This is a genomic window from uncultured Azonexus sp. (assembly GCF_937982035.1).
Classification (GTDB): Bacteria; Pseudomonadota; Gammaproteobacteria; order Burkholderiales; family Rhodocyclaceae; genus Azonexus.
The window spans coordinates 20,682-41,072 of record NZ_CALJNI010000017.1 but is presented as its reverse complement, the minus strand read 5'-3'; the positions used below and the strand labels follow the sequence as shown (position 1 = coordinate 41,072).

Annotated in this window: 12 protein-coding genes; 9 read left to right on the top strand and 3 right to left on the bottom strand. The window is 59.8% G+C overall.

The annotated features are described in order from the left end of the window. The first annotated feature begins 38 nt into the window (after positions 1–38). The 5 genes from Q0799_RS12220 (at position 39) to Q0799_RS12200 (ending at position 10,536) form a co-directional block, all read left to right on the top strand. The gene (locus tag Q0799_RS12220) at positions 39–218 is read left to right on the top strand and encodes a hypothetical protein (RefSeq protein ID WP_298398711.1); all 180 of its coding nucleotides are present in this window, start codon (positions 39–41) and stop codon (positions 216–218) included. Between the two features lie 11 nt (positions 219–229). Further along, positions 230–7,618, top strand: a complete 7,389-nt coding sequence (locus tag Q0799_RS12215) for a putative Ig domain-containing protein (protein ID WP_298398709.1) — start codon at positions 230–232, stop codon at positions 7,616–7,618. Positions 7,619–7,683: 65 nt separating this feature from the next. Continuing rightward, positions 7,684–9,045 (top strand): HlyD family type I secretion periplasmic adaptor subunit, encoded by a 1,362-nt coding sequence (locus tag Q0799_RS12210; RefSeq protein ID WP_298398707.1) that lies wholly within the window; start codon positions 7,684–7,686, stop codon positions 9,043–9,045. Positions 9,046–9,065: 20 nt separating this feature from the next. Next, positions 9,066–9,944 carry a DUF4747 family protein gene (locus Q0799_RS12205; protein ID WP_298398705.1) on the top strand — a complete coding sequence of 293 codons (879 nt, stop codon included), beginning with the start codon at positions 9,066–9,068 and terminating at the stop codon, positions 9,942–9,944. Between the two features lie 4 nt (positions 9,945–9,948). Next, on the top strand, positions 9,949–10,536 hold the full coding sequence (locus Q0799_RS12200; protein WP_298398703.1) for a hypothetical protein: 588 nt from the start codon (positions 9,949–9,951) through the stop codon (positions 10,534–10,536). A gap of 108 nt (positions 10,537–10,644) precedes the next feature. On the opposite strand, the gene Q0799_RS12195 is transcribed toward Q0799_RS12200, so the two are convergent. The 3 genes from Q0799_RS12195 to Q0799_RS12185 all read right to left on the bottom strand — a co-directional run bounded on the left by Q0799_RS12195 (position 10,645) and on the right by Q0799_RS12185 (position 15,721). Beyond that, positions 10,645–13,425, bottom strand: a complete 2,781-nt coding sequence (locus Q0799_RS12195) for an EAL domain-containing protein (protein WP_298398702.1) — start codon at positions 13,423–13,425, stop codon at positions 10,645–10,647. A gap of 103 nt (positions 13,426–13,528) precedes the next feature. Next, positions 13,529–14,869 carry a 4Fe-4S dicluster domain-containing protein gene (locus tag Q0799_RS12190; protein WP_298398700.1) on the bottom strand — a complete coding sequence of 447 codons (1,341 nt, stop codon included), beginning with the start codon at positions 14,867–14,869 and terminating at the stop codon, positions 13,529–13,531. Positions 14,870–14,995: 126 nt separating this feature from the next. Then, the gene (locus Q0799_RS12185; RefSeq protein ID WP_298398698.1) at positions 14,996–15,721 is read right to left on the bottom strand and encodes a uracil-DNA glycosylase family protein; all 726 of its coding nucleotides are present in this window, start codon (positions 15,719–15,721) and stop codon (positions 14,996–14,998) included. Positions 15,722–15,805: 84 nt separating this feature from the next. Here Q0799_RS12185 and Q0799_RS12180 point away from each other — a divergent pair, with 84 nt between their 5' ends. From Q0799_RS12180 to Q0799_RS12165, 4 genes are all read left to right on the top strand, one after another. Continuing rightward, the gene (locus Q0799_RS12180) at positions 15,806–17,218 is read left to right on the top strand and encodes a PLP-dependent aminotransferase family protein (protein ID WP_298398696.1); all 1,413 of its coding nucleotides are present in this window, start codon (positions 15,806–15,808) and stop codon (positions 17,216–17,218) included. 110 nt (positions 17,219–17,328) lie between these two features. After that, positions 17,329–18,720 (top strand): cytochrome c oxidase accessory protein CcoG, encoded by a 1,392-nt coding sequence (ccoG, locus tag Q0799_RS12175; RefSeq protein ID WP_298398694.1) that lies wholly within the window; start codon positions 17,329–17,331, stop codon positions 18,718–18,720. A 106-nt stretch (positions 18,721–18,826) separates the two neighbouring features. Beyond that, positions 18,827–19,651 carry an AraC family transcriptional regulator gene (locus Q0799_RS12170; RefSeq protein WP_298398692.1) on the top strand — a complete coding sequence of 275 codons (825 nt, stop codon included), beginning with the start codon at positions 18,827–18,829 and terminating at the stop codon, positions 19,649–19,651. A gap of 68 nt (positions 19,652–19,719) precedes the next feature. After that, a complete protein-coding gene (locus Q0799_RS12165) occupies positions 19,720–20,349 on the top strand; it encodes a LysE family translocator (protein WP_298398690.1) in 630 nt (209 codons plus the stop codon). Positions 20,350–20,391: the final 42 nt, after the last annotated feature.

Sequence of the window (20,391 nt, the reverse complement as noted above, 5' to 3'; positions counted from 1 at the left end):
ATTTATGATTCAAGATCATCATTGGTGATGCTGGAAAAATGACTCCTTACGAGCTGTTTTATTTGATTGTTGGTGGAGCCGGGGCGTTATTTTATGTCTTATTAAGGCGCTTTGGTTTTTCGAAAGTTTCCGCCAAAAAGAAGTCTGAAAAATTTGAATTTTATATATTAATCATTTTAATGTTATTGCTTGCCGTTATTACACTTATTTATTCTTGAGAGGGGTTGCCATGAATCCATTGGGTGGTTTTGTTATAAACACCATATCAAATAATACGATTGGCGTACCTGTTGTCTTGACGCCGCTATCGGTTGGGTCATGGGTTTTTCTAGGCGGAATGGGCAATGCGGGCCATTGCAGTGCTGATTACAGTTGCGATCCATTTGCCATTGATGAATATCGCTACAACCCTGATGATGGAAAGTGGTATACGACCCCACCAAACCCTCAAGTTGGCGACTTTGGATGGAGTGGAAAGGCGCCTCCAGAAAAACAACAATGGCTCGATGGCATCAGAAATGGAATTATTGAACATCGAAAATCTCGGCAAGACCCAATTAATGACATAAAGTCAAAATACAATAACGCTGGGAAAATCCCTTCTCCCATAGTGCTTGATCTTGATGGAGATGGAGTTGAAACAAAATCTGTTGATAACGGCACCTATTTTGACCATTCTGGAGACGGGTTTGCCGAACAAACCGGATGGGTCGGAAAAGATGACGGGTTGCTTGTCCGCGATCTCAACAGTAACGGAAAAATCGATGCTGGAGCCGAACTTTTTGGCAGCGAAACACGCCTCGCCAATGGACAAAAAGCGGCTAATGGCTTTGAGGCGCTTAAAGAACTCGATAGCAACCAGGATGGCCTACTCAATAGCGCCGATAATGCATTTTCAGAGTTACGTATCTGGAAAGACGGCAATGGCAACGGCCAAACCGATGCTGGAGAGCTTCTTACTCTGACTGAAGCCAATGTCTTGTCTATCAACCTTAATTACAATGCATCAACTTCAATTGACGCGAATGGGAATGAGCATCGCCAGGTAGGCAGTTACATTAATACCAGCGGAGAAACACGTGCTGCCGAAGACGTCTGGTTCAAAGTCGACAACTCACACAGTGTTGCAACCTCTTGGGTAGATATTCCTAGCGACATAGCAGTCCTGCCGGATGCAATTGGATACGGCAAGGTCTACAACCTCCACCAAGCTATGGCCCGAGACACAAGCGGTCAGTTGAAGGCGGCGGTTTATCAATTCACACAAACAACCACTATCGCGGAACGCGAAAGCCTGCTGCAAACCATCATCTATAAATGGAGCGGGGTAGAGGCTATCGATCCTAATAGCCGAGCTGCCACCATGATTTATGGCAATGCTATCGGCGATGCAAGAAAACTTGAAGCACTTGAAGAATTCATGGGGGAGGAGTGGTACGGCGTTTGGTGCTGGGGAACAAAAGATCCAAATCCGCATGGTCAGGCAGCGCCAGTTCTGTTGCAGGCTTATGCTGAGCTTTCGGAATTGGTTTATGGGCAACTGGCAGCTCAAAGCTTTTTGAAGACGCTTTACGACAAAATTAGCTACGTATGGGATAACGATACGCAGGCCCTGACTGGTAATCTTGAACTAGTGGCCGTTGAAATTAGTAATGCCATAAATACAAATCGTTCTGCTGGAAAGGAACTTTTATCTGATTTTGTCCGTACTCTGAAGGGGATGGGGGCACAGAGTACGATGGATATTTCCTCATTTATTCAGGATTTGGCGCCTCTTGGTGTTGATGTCACCTCCATCGTGGACAGTGCATTTGCGGTTGTCGGCACCGAGTACAACGACAACCTCGCGGGAACGGCAGGCACCGATATCCTTCAAGGGCTTGGTGGGTACGACACCCTGACCGGTAACGCTGGCGATGATGTCCTCGACGGCGGCAACGGCAACGACACGCTCTACGGCAATGCTGGCGCCGACTATCTGGCTGGCGGTCGGGGTGACGACCACCTCTACGGCGGCACCGGTATCGACAATTACTATTTCGGCCGAGGCGATGGGCAAGACACCATTCACGAAGACTATCTTGACGACACTTGGATTTATATTGGCGACCTAACCATTGAAGAACTGATCTTCAGCCGCTCAGGTGCAGATCTGGTCGTCGGTTTCCAGACTAGCGCAGCCGACAAAATCGTCCTGGCCGAATTCTTCAAAAACGGAGAACCACAGAGCAATCTGGTTCTCAAGAAAGACAATGGCGAGACGCAAATTCTGGATGCCAGCGCCCTGATCCAGATGACGCTGGTTCCCACGGAAAACGCCGACGTGCTCGACGGGAGTTCGATTGCGGATACGATCAACGGTCTCGGCGGTGACGATCTGATCTTCGCCCGCGCCGGCAACGACATCATCGACGGTGGTGCTGGCAACGACAATATCAACGGCGGCGACGGCAACGATCAAATGACCGGCAATGTGGGCAATGACGTCTTGTACGGCGAAGCCGGTATCGATAGTCTTCAAGGCGGTGACGGCAATGACCGTCTCTTCGGCGGTGCTGACAGCGACACGCTGAACGGCGGCATTGGTGATGACCAATTGGACGGTGGCATAGGCGCCGATGCCATGACCGGCGGTGCCGGTAACGACACCTACGCCGTCGATGATGCCGGGGACACGATCACCGAATTGAGCGGCGAAGGCCTCGATACGGTAACTGCATCGGCAAGCCTGACACTGTCCGCGAATGTCGAAAATGCCACCCTTATCGGCACTGACAATCTGAACGCTACTGGCAATGCCTCTGCCAACGTCCTTGTCGGCAACAGCGGTGCCAACATCCTTCTGGGCCTGGCTGGCAATGATGAACTTCAAGGGGCTGATGGAAACGATACGCTGGATGGTGGCGACGGTATCGACAACCTCTACGGTGGCACGGGCGATGACAGCCTGGCTGGCGGCAACGACGACGACCATCTGTATGGCCAAGCCGGCAATGACAGCCTGAACGGTGGCAGCGGCAGCGATCTGCTGGAAGGCAACGAGGGCAACGACACGCTGGTGGGCGGTGCTGGCAGCGATCTGCTGGATGGTGGCACTGGCGCCGATGCCATGGCCGGCGGTCTGGGCGACGACGCCTATATCGTCGATGACGTGGGCGATACCATTACGGAAGCCGCTGGAGAGGGTATCGAAACCGTCAATAGCTCGGTGAACATCACCCTTTCCGCTAATGTCGAAAACCTTCTATTGGTCGGTTACGACAACATCAATGCCACCGGCAATGCCGAAGCCAACGAGTTGATCGGCAACAACGGGGCCAACCAGATTCTCGGCATGGCCGGGAACGACGTATTGCGCGGCGAAGGCGGTGATGACGTAATCGATGGCGGTACAGGAAACGACAGCCTCGATGGTGGATCGGGTATTGACACCCTGTCCGGCGGTCTGGGCGACGACACCTTCATTGTTGACCGGGCCGAGGATGTCGTGATCGAAAATGTCGGGGAAGGCATCGATACCATCCGGGCGGCGACCAGCTATACCCTCTCCGCCAACGTAGAAAACCTGATCCTCGAAGCCGAAGGCGGTTACATCAACGGCACCGGTAATACGCTAGCCAACACCCTGACCGGCAACGACTACGATAATCGCCTCGATGGCGGTGCCGGGGCCGACGTACTGATCGGCAAGGCAGGCAATGACACCTATGTCGTCGACACCCTGTCCGACCAGATCGTCGAAGTGGATGGCGAAGGCTTCGACACTGTCGAAACCGCACTGACCTACACCCTCGCCAGTACACTGGAAGGACTCCGCCTGACCGGGACGGGTAACGTCGATGGGTATGGTAACGACGCCAGCAATTCTTTGAGCGGCAACGACGGCAACAACCGCCTATATGGCGGTGCCGGCAATGACTGGTTGCAAGGTGGAGCCGGCAATGACGTTCTTGATGGCGGTACTGGGTCCGATGGCATGTCGGGTGGAATGGGGAACGACACTTTCTACACGGATAGCCAGGGAGACAGCATCGACGAGGCAGCAGACGAAGGCACCGACACCGAAATCCGCAGCTTTGAAACCGCCTACCTGCTGGCCAGCGGCGTTGAGAACCTGACCCTGACCGGCACCATCTATCGGGGCAACGGCAATGAGCTCGACAACGTCATTACCGGCAACGAGGCAGACAACAACCTGTGGGGCATGGCCGGCAATGACACCCTGATCGGTGGCGGCGGCAACGATGCGATGTTTGGTGATCTCGGCCAGGACACGATGATCGGCGGCGCGGGCGATGACTACTACGAAATCGATGATGCCGGCGATGTCATCGTCGAGAATGCCAACGAAGGCTACGAAATGGTGCGCTCTATGGTCAGTTGGACCTTGGGTGCCAATCTCGAACGCTTGGCGGTCGATGGCGATGCCGATCTGTCGGCGACTGGTAACGCAATGGACAACGGTCTGTGGGGTAATGTCGGCAACAACGTGCTGACCGGCGGTCTAGGCAACGACTACTTGTCGGGTGACTTAGGCAACGACGTCTATGTCTTCAACCGGGGCGATGGCCAGGACTCGATCGATACCACGGACACCCTGAGCGCTTCCGACACCCTGCGTTTCGGTGCGGGCATTACTGCCAATGACGTGCTGGCCTTCCAGTACGGCACGAACATGTTCCTGAAGATCAAGGGAACCAACGACCAAATTGGTTTCATCGATTACTACGGCGCTTCGACGACCATTGACGGCCTGGCGGCTGATCACAAGATTGATCGGGTGGAGTTTGCCAACGGTACGGTCTGGGATCAGGCCATGATTCAGACTGTGGTCGACCGGGCCAACAACAACCATTCGCCGACAATCAACAGCTACCTGCCGACCTTGCAGGCCAAAGCCGGCACCGCGTTCAGCTACACCGTGCCGGCCAATACCATTACCGATCCGGATGTTTGGGACTCGATCACCTACAGCATCAAGATGCCGGATGGTTCCGCTGTGCCTGCCTGGCTGCAGTTCGACTCGGCCACCGGCATCATGTCCGGTACGCCGGGCGCAGGCGATGTCGGTACGTTGCAATTCATCCTGTGGGGAACCGACAACTACAACTACTCGGCCGGCGAGTACGTCAACATGACCATCGGCGCACCGAATCGGACACCCACTTTGGTGACAGCGCTGGCTGATCAGGCAGCTGCTCAGGGAGCCAGCTTCAGCTATACCGTTCCCTCGGGGGCATTCACCGATCCGGATGGCGACACGCTGGCTTATTCCGCTACCTTGGCCGATGGCAGTGCGCTGCCGTCCTGGCTGACCTTCAACGCATCGACCCGAACCTTCAGCGGTACGCCCAGCGCTTTGGGCACGGTCAGCGTCAAGGTAACGGCGAAGGATGGTGGCAATCTAAGCGCGACGGACGTATTCGACATCACGGTCAGTGTCCAGAACCTGACCCTCAACGGCACGACAGGGAACGATACGCTGACCGGTGGTGCCGGGAATGACACCCTGAACGGTCAAGCGGGCAACGACACCCTGAATAGTGGCGCCGGCAACGACACGCTCAACGGGGGAACCGGTAACGACACGATGGTCGGCGGATTGGGCGACGATACCTATGTCGTCGACAGCGCGACCGATGTCGTCACCGAAGCGGCCAACGAGGGTACGGATCTCGTTCAATCCAGCGTGACCCATACCCTTGCCAACAACGTCGAGAACCTGACGCTGACGGGTACGAGCGCCATCAATGGTACGGGAAATGCGCTGAACAACGTTTTGACCGGCAACTCGGCCGTTAACACGCTGACAGGTGGTGCCGGCAACGATACACTGGATGGTGCCGCCGGTGCCGATAAGCTCCTCGGCGGTGCTGGAGACGATACCTACATTGTCGACAACACGGGTGATGTCATTACTGAAAACGCCAGCGAAGGCAATGACACTGTCCGCAGTTCGGTCACCTTGACCCTCGCCAACAACGTTGAGAATCTGGTTCTGACCGGAACGACGGCAATTAACGGCACCGGCAACACCCTGAACAACACCATCACAGGCAACAGTGCGGCCAATACGCTCTCCGGCGGCACCGGAGCGGATACGATGATTGGCGGGGCCGGCAACGATACCTACGTTGTCGATAACACGGGTGATATCGTCACCGAGAATGCCAACGAAGGCACGGATCTCGTCCAGTCGGGTGTGACCTACACACTCTCGGCCAATGTCGAGAACCTGACCCTAACTGGCACGACGGCCATCAACGGCACTGGCAACGCGCTGGACAACGTGCTGACCGGCAATACGGCGGCCAATACGCTGACCGGAGGTGCGGGTAACGACACACTGAACGGCGGAACCGGCGCCGACGCGATGATCGGCGGTGCCGGCAACGACACCTACGTCGTCGACAACGCCAGCGATGTGGTCACCGAACTGGTCGGCGAAGGTATTGACCTCGTCCAATCCAGCGTTAGCACTACACTATCTGCCAACGTCGAGAACCTGACGCTCACCGGTACAACGGCCATCAACGGTACCGGCAACGCCCTGGACAACATGCTAATCGGCAACAGCGCCAACAACACCCTGACGGGTGGTGATGGCAACGACACTATCGATGGTGGAACAGGTAACGACACCATGGTGGGTGGTCTGGGCGACGATACTTACGTCGTTAACGTCAGCACCGATGTGGTGACCGAAGCGGCCAATGCCGGCAATGACACTATCCAGTCCGCCGTGACACTGACCTTGACGACCAACGTTGAGAACTTGGTCCTGACGGGTACGACGGCGATCAATGGTACTGGTAACACGCTGAACAACCTCGTCCGCGGCAACACCGCCATCAATACGTTGAACGGCGGCACCGGTAATGACATCCTCGAAGGTGGCGACGGCAACGACATCCTGACCGATACATCTGGAACAGCGCTGTTCAACGGCGGAGCGGGTGCCGACACCATCACCGGCGGCGCCAGTGCCGAAATCTTCCTTGGCGGTCTGGGCAACGACACCTACACCACGGCCGGTGGCAACGACATCATCCTGTTCAACAAGGGCGATGGACAGGACACCTTTGCGACCGGTGGTACAGGCAGCGATACGCTGTCGCTGGGCGGTAGTGGCCTGAGCTATGCCGACCTGACTTTCACCAAATCGACCAACGACCTAGTGCTCAAGGTCGGCACGACTGACCAGATCACCTTCAAAAACTGGTATGCCGCTACACCGTCGAAACCGGTAACCCGCCTGCAGGTGATGGCTGAAGCCATGGCTGGCTTCGCTCAAGGTGGCAGTAACCCGCTGCTGGACCAGAAAGTGGAGAACTTCAACTTCACCAGCTTGGTCGGCGCCTTCGATGCCGCACGCGCCGCCAACAGCAGTCTGACCAGTTGGGCACTGACCAATGCGCTGACCAACTTCCAGTTGGCCGGTTCGGATACGGCTGCCATGGGTGGTGATCTCGCCTATCAGTACGGCAAGAACGGTACCCTGGCTGGCATCGGTGTTACACCGGCACTGAGTACGCTGTCCGATACCAATCTGGGAACCAACCCGCAGGCGCTCAGTTCGCTGGCCAGCCTGCAAACCGGTACTGTTCGCCTGTCGTAAAGGCGGGACTCTGATCTGTGCGGTGGCGCCATGCCACCGCACAGGTTGATGCGCTCAACCATCCCATGAACAACCTATTTCCCAAGGCGGAAGCCAATCCGCTGGATTTCTCTCCGCCCCTCCTGCGCCTGCAGGAAGCCCCGCCCAATCCGCTCGGCCGCAAGGTGCTCTGGCTCTTGCTCGCCTTGCTGCTGGCGCTGCTCCTCTGGGCCCTGATCGGCAAACTCGACATCGTCGCCGTGGCCGAAGGCAAGCTGATCCCCGAAAGCTACGTCAAGATTGTCCAACCCGCCGACTCCGGTATCGTCAAGGACATCCTGGTCAAGGAAGGACAAAGCGTCCAAGCCGGCCAGGTACTGATGCGCATGGATACCTTGATCAGCGAAGCGGACAGTAAATCCATTGACGCCGACTACCAGCGCAAGCGTCTCGCTTTGCGTCGTATTGAAGCTGAACTGAGCGGCCAGCCCTTCAAGATACAAGCCGACGACCCGCCCCAACTCGCTCAGGAAATCGCCGCCCAGTACCGGGCCAATCGCAGCGCCCTCGAAGCGGCCCTGGCCGAAGAGCGCTCGCGGCTGATCAAGGCCAAACAGGACATGGCTGCCGCCGAACAGGTCAAGAAGAAACTCGAAGAAGTCCTTCCGCACTACCGCAATCAGGACCAAGCCTACGAAAAACTGGTCAAGGACGGCTTTGCCGGCTCGCTGATGGGCAGCGACAAGAAACGCGAACGCCTGGAAAAGGAACAGGAACTGCAAACCCAGGGTTTCCTGATCGAATCAGCCAAAGCCAATATCCTCCAGTCAGAAAAGAAGCTCACCCAAATCGATTCGGATTACCGGCGGCAACTGCACGCCGAGCGTAACGACATCCAAGGGCAATTCGACAAACTGGCGCAGGAAGTGGCCAAACAAAGCCATAAGCAGAGCCTGCTGGAACTGAAAGCGCCGCAGGACGGCGTCGTGAAGGATCTGGCCACCCATACGGCCGGCACTGTGGTTCAACCGGGCACCATCCTGCTGACCCTGGTTCCCAAGGATGAAATCCTGCGCGCCGAGGTCTGGGTGTCCAACGAAGACATCGGTTTCGTTCGCCAAGGCCAACCGGTAAAACTCAAGTTTGCCGCTTTCCCCTTCCAGAAGTACGGCATGATCGAAGGCACAGTCGAGCATGTCAGCGCCGACGCGGCGGACAGCAATACGGCAAATGCCAGCCAGAATGATCAGAGCAAGAAAACCCAGCCCTTGCTTTACAAGGCGCTGGTTCGCCTGAAGGACATGGCGCTGGCCATGGACGGGCAGCGCTTTGCGCTATCGGCCGGCATGCAGACGAATGCGGAAATCTGGCTAGGTGACAGGACGGTGATGGAATACCTGCTGTCGCCGGTCAGGAAAGCTTGGCATGAGGCGGCCAGGGAGCGGTAACAAAAAAGGATCAGGAAATCATGGGCAGAAAACGTCAATTGCAGTTTGGGGCAATCAATATCACGATGCCAGCACCGCATCGGCCTGAGCGTTACATCGAACTGTTCCACCGAGCAGGAGAACTGGATAAGGTCGTCAAGCTCAAAGGGGATTGGGTCGGCAAGCTCGGTACGCTGCGTGACGACAAAGATGCGGACGGTAGTGCAATCATTCGAGGCGAATTTTACAAATACATTGAACTGGATTCGACACGGGACTGGTTCAACGTCTTGAAGGGCAAGCCGGCCGATGAACGTGAGTTGGATCAGATTTCCATTCCCGAGCATTTGAAACCGCACTTCCAGTATGTTCCTTTTGTTTTCTTTTCGAAGGGGCATCGACTAGTCATGATCATCCGCGACAAGGAGGATGTGATTTCGGCGGCGCAGGCCGTAACTATCCTGCGCGGCATCTTTGCATCCTCGGAACTGGTTGCCATCTTTGGAAAAATCGATTTAGTGATTGAGCCGTCCCGAGATACTCTAGAGAAAATCTTGGGTATGCCGCGCCTGCGTACGCTGGAAATCGTGGTCACACCGCCCAATCCGGACGATTTCGAGGAGTTTGAGCGCGACCTGTTCGATGATATGGCCAGTCAGCGGGCCAGTAGCTATCAACTGACCTTGCAGGAAGAAGAAGGCGAAGGCTTGGCACCCAGCGACAAGGTTCGCAAATTGGCGCGAGTGGCCCAATCAAATGGCAAAGTATCAGGGGTAGGTGGGGCTCGTGGGAAAACGACCCGCTTATCGACCACGGAACATCCTCTGATCGAAAAAGCGCACTATGATCCTGATGTCGAGATTCGGGCCAATGTACTGTTGGTTAAAGCCAGGGAGATTCTCCAACAAATCAGGAACTGACATCGTGTGGGAAGGGGTAAAGAAAAGTTATGCTGGTGTCGGCGGGATTTTTGCCCGCTATTGGCGTGCCTATGGCGGCTCCCGAGCCCTGTTCAGCTCTCCCTATCTGCACATTTCTGTACTACTGGCAGCGGCCATGTATCCGTTCTGGCTCAGGGAATCCTGGTGGGATACCGCACTATCGACACTGCCCAATGTGCTGGGCTTCACATTGGCCGGATTCACCATCTGGCTGGGCTTTGGCGATGAGAAATTCAGAACCCTGATTTCACGGGCCAAGCCAGACCGGGAAAGTCCGTTCATGGGTGTCAGTGCTGGCTTTGCACATTTTGTGGTTGTTCAGATTCTTGCTCTGATGGCTGCGTTATGGGCCAAAGCGATGAATTTCCCGTTGCCCGCCGATTGCTGGTTGCATGAATTCATTCGCTTCGTCGCAATACCAGGCCAGTACATTGGCTTTCTGTTGTTCATTTATGCATTGATGTCGGCGCTTGCTGCCACGCTCGGCGTATTACGAGCGGCCTCTTGGTACGATCAGCACAAACGGAATGGTGCCGATACTGCTGATGGTGCGTCTAATCCGCCGAAGTAAATTATTGATTGCTGCCGCGCTGCGCTTGCCGCCTGGCTCGTTTGGCTTCGCCAATCCGAGACCACGGGGAGTTCGGATTAAATCAGATATAGATATCCAGATGGTGATTCAAATGCATCTGGTCAGGTCTGATGCGATTGCCTGGTCAACCTGAAAGAGAAAGGGTGGTCTGGTCAACGCGATTCTGCAGCAATTTCCCGGAACCGGGTTTTCCTCTCCCGCAAACCCCTGGATGAAATCCCCTGCAACAGCGGCGGCCAGCGGCTTGCTGAACAGATATCCCTGAATCCACTGGCACCCGATGCGTGACACGAATTCAAGTTGCGCCTCGGTTTCCACGCCTTCCGCAACGACCTGTTTGCCCAGTTTCTGGGCAAGCAGCATGGTCATTTCACAGATGGCGGCGTCGTTTTCATCGGTTTCGATGTCCTTCACGAAAGAGCGGTCGATCTTGATGATGTCGATCGGAAACAGCTTGAGATAGGCCAGCGACGAGTAGCCGGTACCGAAATCGTCGAGCGCCAGTTTGACCCCGATATCGGCCAGCGCCTTCATCATGACGATGTTTTCCTCCGGATCGCTCATGGCCATCGATTCGGTGATTTCCAGGTGCAACTGTCCTGGCGGCAAATCAAACTTTGCCAGCACCTGTCTGACCAGCGCCGGCAGGCTTTGGTCGTGGAATTGTGCCGGACTCAGATTCACCGACATGTGCAGATCGGTGTAGCCGGCCTGGTGCCAGCACTTCAATTGCCGGCAGGCCTCCTCAAGCACCCATTTACCGAGCGGGACGATCAGGCGTGTTTCCTCGGCCAACGCGATGAAATCACCGGGAAATACGAGGCCGCGGGTCGGATGCTGCCAGCGCACCAGGGCTTCGAGGCCGACCACACGCCGTGCCCCCGGTTCGATCTGCGGCTGGTAATGCAGCACGAACTGCTCTTTTTCCAGCGCAATCTTCAGTTCGTGCTCGATCGTCACGCGCTCTGCCACTTCGTCGCGCATGGCTTCGATGAAGAACTGGAAATCGCTGCGTCCATTCGCCTTGGCGTGGTACATGGCAATGTCCGCGCACTTGATCAGCTCGCTGATCTCGGTCGCGTTGTCCGGGTAAAGACAGATCCCGATACTGGGCGAAGTGCGCAACTCAGCGCCGGCGATGGCATACGGCGCCGCCAGCTGGGTGACGAGCTTGCTCGCGATCTCGGCCACCCCGTCACCGTCCTTCTCGATGCCGGAGAGCACCACGACAAACTCGTCGCCCCCCAGACGGGCCACGATGTCACTTTCCCGGACGGACTGCTGCAAACGCCTGGCCACCTGGATCAGCAACTGGTCGCCGACATTGTGGCCAAGCGTGTCATTGATCGTCTTGAAGTGATCAAGGTCGATCAGCATGATCGCCAGCGATTTGTCGAAACGCCGGGCGAAAGCCATGCCCTGATCGAGGCGTTCGTAGAGACTGAAACGGTTCGGCAGTCCGGTCAGCACATCGTGATGGGCCAGAAAACGGATTTTGTCCTCAGCCGCCTTGCGATCCGTGATGTCCTCGAAGGTACCGATGTAATTGACGACCTTTCCTGCACTGTCGCGCACCACGGAAATCGACAGCCGTTTGGGATAGGGCTCCCCGTTCTTGCGCCGGTCCCAGAGTTCGCCCTGCCAGTAATCATTGGTGAGCAGCGCAGCCCACATCTCCCGATACGTTTCCGCTGGCGTATTGCCGGCCGACAGCATCCGCGGGTCCTGACCGATGGCTTCTTCCTTGCTGTAGCCGGTCAGCTTCGTGAACTCGCGGTTGACGGCCAGAATCCGGTTGTTGGCATCGGTAATCAGGATGGCTTCGCCGCTGTTTGAAAAGACCCGCGACATCAGGTGCAGATTGTTTTCGACCCGCTTGCGCTCGGTCATGTCGCGACCGATACCGAGTACGCCAACCGCCCGCCCGCTCACCCCGGACATCGGGGTCTTGATGGTTTCGAGAAATATGGGCTGCCCGCTCTCGGCGTGGGTCAGCCACTCCTCGTTGACCCTGGGTGTGCCCGCCGCAATTGCCTCCCTGTCCTTCTGTCGAAAAAAATCCGCAAGCTCGGGCGAGGTGAAATCGTAATCGGTGCGTCCGATGATCTCGCATGTCGGCGCGCCAAACATGCGGCCGAACGCTTGGTTGCAAGCCAGGAAAACCCCCTCGGTATCTTTCAGCCAGACCGGGTCGGGCAGCGCATTGATCAGGGTTTCCATCTGCCCACGGCTTTCGTTGAGCTGAAGGTTGGTCAATGAAAGATGGGACAGGTAAGACGCGAGGCCAACGATCAGCCCCATGATCCGGCGCACCTGTTCGCGGCTGAAACGCGGCATTTCGTGGATTGCCGCCAGATAGTCGGCCGTATCGAAGCCGAAACGTTCGGCCTGGGCGATGAAGAAACCATCGTCGATCACGTCATCGTCGTAAAAGAACTGGCCGCAATAAAGATTGCCCAGATGGGCATCGCCGACAAAAACCGGCGTCACCACATCCCACAGGCCGTTCTTGCACTTGTAATCGATGAACTCACCTTCCTTCAGGTGGCTGGAGAGGAACAGGTCGCTCTCGGTGCAGTTGATGCAAGCCCCCGGGGTTGCCCGGTGAAAGTCGGTACACGCGCGTTGCCAGCCGGCGCTTTGCAGTATCTTGCCTTGCGGATCGAGCAGCGCCGTCGGCATACCCAGCAGGAGCGTCAGATCGTCCAGCAAGGTACTCAGGGAATTGATATCGATCAGCGATGCCAGTGGTGCTTCCGATATCGGATTGGGTGCCCTGCTCCGGGCCTGATCCCAAGTAATGTCGCTATTCAGGCGCCCCGAATACCACTTCACCTCACGAACATCGTTCGCCTTGATAGAACCCATTTAAAAACATCCCCGTATCTGAACCCAGTCTCGCGCCGAGCGCTCCGACCTTTTCCCCTGATTATAAAAGGGATATTCACCCGCCGCGCCCGATCACCGCAAATCAGGGCAGCGCCCGTTCCAGCAACACCGCCACATGCACCGCCTGGCGCCCGCTGCCATCCCTGATCTGGTGCCGGCAGGAAAAGCCGTCGGCGACGATCACAGTATCAGCGCTGGCGGCGCGCACCGCAGGCAGTAGCGCGAGTTCGCCCATCCGTACCGAAGCATCGTGGTGTTCGGCTTCCAGGCCGAAGCTGCCGGACATGCCGCAGCAACTGGCGTCGATGATCTCGAACTCGAATTCTGGAATCCAGCCGAGCACCTTCTTCACCGACTTCATCGCGCCGAAGGCCTTCTGGTGGCAGTGGCCATGTACCAGCGCGCGGCCGCCGGGGATGGGCTTGAGGTCGAGCTTCAAGCCCTTGTTGCCTTCGCGCATCAGGAATTCCTCGAACAGGAAGGCCTGTTTCGAGAGCTGGCCGACCTCGGGGCCGAGTCCGAGGCTGTAGAACTCGTCGCGCAGCGCCAGCAGGCAGGAGGGTTCAAGGCCGACGATGGGCGTGCCGGCGGTCAGCGCCGGGGCGAGCGCGGCCATGACCCGGCGCGCTTCGAGCTTGGCTTCCTCGAGCATACCTTGCGACAGGTAGGTTCGGCCGCAGCACAGCGGGCGCTCGGGTTCACCGTCGGTTTTTGCCGGTTCGAGCACCTCGACCGCGTAACCGCCGGCGCGCAGCACTTTCAACGCGGCGGCGGCGATTTCGGGCGTGTAGTAGTGGGTGAAGGTGTCGACGAAGAGCACGACCTTGCCGCGCTCACCGGTCGTTGGCGCGGCGTCGGACTGGAAGCCGGCGGCGACGATCTGCGGGATCGGCCGCCGCGCCGAGATGCCGAGCCAGCGCTCGGCGAGCTTTGCCACCCAGGGCGAATTGTTGCGCCAGCGCACCAGCGCCTGCAGCGTCGGCCGCCATTCGTGCAGCCAGCGGGGCAGCGCGCCGAACAGCCGGGCCCGGCGCGGCACGCCCTGGCGCTCGTTCTTCTGCGCCAGGTATTCGGTCTTGATCAGCGTCATGTCGACGGCGCTCGGGCATTCCTTCTTGCAGCCCTTGCACGACACGCAGAGGTCCATCGCGGCGGCGAGGTCGGGATGGGCGAAAGGATCGTCGCCGAGTTCGCCGTTGAGCGCCGCCTTGAACGCCTTGACCCGGGCGCCGGTCGAATGCGCCGGGTCGTACGTGATGCGGTAACTCGGGCACATCACGCCCTTGCCGTCGCGCTGGCACTGGTGGTTGATCATGCACACCGCCACCGCCTTGGCGTAGTTGCCGCCGGTGGCGGGAATGCCGGCATAGGCGTCGCCAACGCCGTAGGTGTCGTAGGCCGACCAGTCGAGATGGGTTTTCATGACTGTCAGGCAAGCAAAACCGGCGCCACAATAAAAACTATTTAAATCAATCCACTACAAGCCGCCACACCTGTTGCATTCCCGACAATGCAGAAATCGCGATGCCCCTAGACGCCGCCCCGATGGTCAGGCCGGCCACAAACCCATGTCGACCATTTGCCGGGTGGCTTCCGGCGCCCAGCCGCGATTGGCGGCCGGGCTGGCCGGGCTGGGGTGGAGGATGCGACCGAAGCGGACCGGCAGGCCGGCCAGGGCGATGGTGGCGCGCTTCTCGGCCCAGGCACCGACGCCGATCACCCATTCCGCCTGCAGCGCCTCGACCATGCGCCGCAGGTGGGCGTCGCAGGCAGCCTGCAACGGCCCGGCTTCGGCGACGGGCAGTTTGTCCGGGGTCAGGTTGCGGCCTTCGTCGAAGAAGACCAGCGGACAGTAATTGGCGACGAAATGCTCGGCAAAGAAGGCTTCCGGCGTGCCGAAGCGCTCGCGGAACAAGCCCCACAGGCGCTGCCCGCTGACTTCGCCGCGCTTGCAGGCAAAGCCGTCCACCGGTTTCTTGGGATTTTCCAGCGCCGGCTTGCCAACCGCGCCGGACAGGCCGAGCCAGCCACGCACTGCGGCGATCTCGCCAAACGGCACGCCGGTCTGGGCCATGCCGAACGGGCCGGGATTCATGCCAAGGAAGACGATCCGCTTCTTGTTGCTGCCAAAACGCTCCAGGTAGGCGCGATGGACCGTCCAGGCGTAGTCGAGCGGGTTATAGACATGGCTGACCGGCGCCGCGAAGCGCATCGCATCGACTTCGCGGGAAAGGGTCTGGGCAGCGTCGATGAGGCGGGAGGCAATGGCGGTCATGGGCGGAACGGGCAATGGGGAAAGGCCGGGATTATCCCAGATATCCAGCCGATGACCTGCGGACGGACCTGATAACATCCGGCCATGAGTCGCTACCGGGAACTCGCTGCGCACACGGAAAAGCTGATCGCCGACGGCCTGCTTCGTCCGGGCGAGCGCCTGCCGTCGGTCCGCAGCGCCTGCCGCAGCCACGCGGTCAGCCCGATCACGGTGACCCAGGCCTACTACCTGCTGGAGAGTCGCGGGCTGATCGAAGCGCGGCCGAAGTCAGGCTATTTCGTCCGCGCCCGGCTGGGCCAGCGCCTGGCCGAGCCGGCGATGAGCCACCCGGTCGGCGGCTCGACGCAACTTCAGGTCAGCGATTTCATTTTCCAGATCCTGGACAGCGTGCGCGACCCGGCGGTGGTTCCGCTCGGTTCGAGCTTTCCCGACCCACGACTGTTTCCGCTCGACAAGCTGGGGCGTCATCTGGCCAATGCTGCCCGCCGCTTCGATCCGCTGGCCAGCCTCAGCGACCTGCCGCCGGGCAACGAGGAGCTGCGCCGGCAGTTGGCGCTGCGCTACCTGGCGCTCGGCGCCGACGTCTCGCCGCAGGAGATCGTCATCACTTCGGGTGCCATGGAAGGGCTCAATCTCTGCCTGCAGGCGGTCACCCGGCCCGGCGACCTGATCGCCGTCGAATCGCCGACTTTCTACGCCGGCCTGCAGGCGAGCGAACGGCTCGGGCTCAAGGTCATCGAGATTCCCAGCCACCCCCGCGCCGGGGTCAGCCTGCCGGCGCTGGCCGAGGCCTTGCGCCGGCATCCGGTCAAGGCCTGCCTGTTCATGCTCAATTTCGCCAACCCCACGGGTAGCCGGGTCGCCGACGAACACAAGCGGGAACTGCTGGAACTGCTCGATCGCCACGAAGTACCGCTGATCGAGGACGATGTGTACGGCGAACTGCATTTCGGCCCGCAAGCGCCGCTGTGCAGCAAGGCCGCCGACCGGCGCGGGCTGGTCATGCATGTCTGTTCGTTCGCCAAGAGCCTGGCCCCGGGATACCGGATCGGCTGGGTCGCTGCCGGCCGTCACGCGCGCAGCATCCAGCGCCAGAAGCTTTCGCTCAGCCTGGCGACGACGGTGCCGGTGCAGATCGCCATCGCCGACTACCTCAGGCAGGGCGGCTACGAAAACCATCTGCGCCGTCTGCGCAATACGCTGGCCGCGCGGGAAGCGGCGCTGGTCGAAGCGATCGAGCGGCATTTCCCGCCCGCCACCCGGCTGGCGCGCCCGCAGGGCGGTTATTTCCTGTGGCTGGAACTGCCGCCTCAGGTCGATACCCTGCGGCTCCACCAGCAGGCGCTGGCGCAGGGCATCAGCATCGCCCCGGGACCGATCTTTTCGGCCAAGCGGGAGTTCGGCCACTATCTGCGGCTCAATTTCGGCCACCCCGACACCGCGGCAATGACGGCGGCAACGGCGGTTCTCGGCCAGTTGATCGAACAGCAGCTATAGCCGGCAATCTGTGCCTATCGGAAATCACAGCATCTGAATCTGTTCCCATTCCAGGCCGGGTGATTTACTCCGCCCCGATCGTCTCGACATCGCGACCGGAAGGAAACGGAATGCACAAACCCATCACCAAAGCCCAGGAAGCCAGGCTGGCCTTCTATCGGAAAAAGGGAAAAATACACGCCAGAGCCACCGCGGGGAAATTCAACCGCCTGCGCTGGACCATGGTCTGGCTGACCCAGATCGTTTTCTACGGTACTTGCTGGCTGAGCTGGGAGACGAACGGGGTGACGCGGCAAGCTGTCCTGCTCGATATCGCGCACGAGAAGTTCTACCTGTTCGGCCTCGTCCTCTGGCCGCAGGACGCCCTGTTGATGGCTTTTGGCCTGATCCTGGCGGCGACGGCCCTGTTCTTCGTGACCGCCATCGCCGGCCGCCTGTTCTGCGGCTTTGCCTGCCCGCAAACGGTGTACACCGCGATCTTCGCCTGGATCGAAGCCAGGGTGGAAGGCGACCACCTGGCTCGCCTGAAACTCGACCAGAGTCCGCTGAGCGCCCGCAAACTCGGGCTCAAGGCGATCAAGCACGGCTTGTGGCTGCTCTTCGCCGCGTGGACGGCGATCACCTTCGTCGGCTACTTCACCCCCATCCGCGAACTGCTGCCGTCCGTGCCGGCAGGCCGGCTGGGCCCTTGGGAGAGCTTCTGGCTCATCTTCTACGCAGCCTTCACCTACGTCCAGGCTGGCCTGGCGCGCGAGGCCGTCTGCCAGCACATGTGCCCCTATTCCCGCTTCCAGGGCGTGATGTTCGACCCGGACACCCGCAACGTCGCCTACGACCTGGCCCGTGGCGAACCACGCAACAGCCGCCGTCAGGCCGGTAGCAGCGGTGACTGCGTCGATTGCGGTATTTGCGTGCAGGTCTGCCCGACCGGCATCGACATCCGCGACGGCCTGCAGTACCAGTGCATCAACTGCGGCCTGTGCATCGATGCCTGCGATCAGGTGATGGACAAGATCGGGGCGCCGCGCGGACTGATACGCTTCATGTCCGAACGCGAAGCTGGCGGGGAAACGTCAACCCGGGGCTGGATCGGGCGACCCCGCGTGGCCGCCTACGCCGCCCTGTTGCTGGTGTTCTCGCTGCTTGCCGGGTGGACGCTGGGCGAACGCTCGCTGCTGCTGGTCGATGTACTGCGCGACCGCGGTGCCCTGCACCGGGAAACCGCCGACGGCACGATCGAAAACGCCTACACGCTCAAGCTGATGAATCTCGACGAGAAGCGGCGCAGCTTCACGGTCGATGTCAGCGGCCCGGCCAATATCGGCATCGTCGGCGAACGGGAGTTCACCGTCGAGGCCGGCAGCATCCGGCCGGTTTCCCTGACCCTCGCTGTCCCCGCCGACAGCGGCGCAAGCGGCATCCAGCCAATCCAGTTCCGGATCTGGGACCAAGACCGGCCAGCAAGCTCGGTGCTGGAAAAGAGCAGTTTTGTCCTGCCTTGAGGGCCAGTGGAACCAAGCGGCGGCTCAGCCCGATTCGCGCAGCTTGATGAGCGGCTGACCGCCAAACTCTCCGCGCGACAGGCAAGATTCCTGAGAAAATCGCCGCATGCAAGCAAGCCCCCGCCCTGTAGCGGCCAGCCGGCCGCACTTCCACCGAACGCCCGCCCTGCCTTTCGTCGAAGCACGCAGTGCCGCCGACTCGCAGGCCTGCTACCGACCGCATGCCCACGCCGAATGGTCGATCGGCGCGGTCGACGCCGGCAGCAGCCGATTTTCCGTCGGCGCGGAGGAGCGTCGGCTCGTCCCCGGCGATCTGGTCGTCATTCCGCCAGAGCGCGTCCATGCCTGCAACCCGCAGGCACATGGCCGCTGGAGCTACCGCATGCTCTACATCGACGCTGACTGGATGGCCGACTTCCTGGCGACGACCCCGTTCGCTGCCGCATTGACCGACACTGCCTGGCGGCACGCCCGCTCCCCGCTCGCCTACCGTCGCTTCGCCGAGGTTTTCGCGGCAGTCCGCACCGGCGCCGATGCCGGCCGTTTTGCCGAGGCCCTCGGCCAACTGTTCGTCGCGCTGAGCGAACCGCTCGCCGTCGCGCCGCCAATCGACGCCCTGCCGCCCGCCATCGCCAACGTCTGCGACTGGCTGGACGCGCATTGCGACGCAAGCATTCCGCTCGCCGAACTCGCCGCCCGCGCCGGCCTCAGCCCCTACCAGTTGATCCGCCGTTTCGTCCGCCACACCGGCATGACGCCGCACGCCTATCAACTCGACCGCCGCATCCAGCGTGCCCGCCGCCTGCTCGCCGCCGGCACGCCGATCTGCGATACCGCGCTGGCTACCGGCTTTGCCGACCAGAGCCACTTCCACCGCAGCTTCCGCGAACGCGTCGCGGCCACCCCGGGGCAATACGCCACCCGGCGCTGAACCGCGCAATTTCGTCCAAGACCGGCCGGTGCCGGCTGGCGATACTCCGCCCATTTGCGGAAGCCGCCATGCCCTTCGACTTCACCCAGTTCGGCCTCGTCGCCAGCGCCCACTTCGTCGCCCTGCTCAGCCCCGGGCCGGATTTCTTCCTGATCATGCGCACGCGCATCGTGCACGGCCTGCGCCCGGCCATCGCCACCAGCCTCGGCATCGCGCTGGCCAACGCCGCCTACATCGCCCTGGCGCTGACCGGCGTGTCACTCCTGGCGCAGTGGCCGCAACTGTTTGCTGTGCTGAAGTGGGCTGGCTGTCTCTATCTGGTCTGGCTCGGCCTGCTGTTCCTGCGCAGCGACGGCCGGCTGCCGATCACCGACGCAGCGCCGTCCGCGACGACAAAGCACTTTGCCCGACTGGCACCGCATCTGCTGCAGGGTTTCCTCTCCGGCATCCTCAACCCGAAGAACTCGCTGTTCTACGCCCTGCTCTTCGGCGCCCTCATCGCGCCAAGCACGCCGGCCGGCGAACAGGCGCTCTACGGCCTGTGGATGGCGAGCATCGTCTTCGCCTGGGACGCCCTGATCGCCCACAGCGTCGGCCAGCCCCGGCTACTGGCCTGGTTCCACCGCCACCTGCGCCACATCGAACGCAGCTCGGGCGTGGTCATGCTGGCGATTGCGGCGGGGATTGCGCTGCGCTGAAAAGCGCACCGACCGATCTTCCCAAGCTCACCGCCTCGGCGG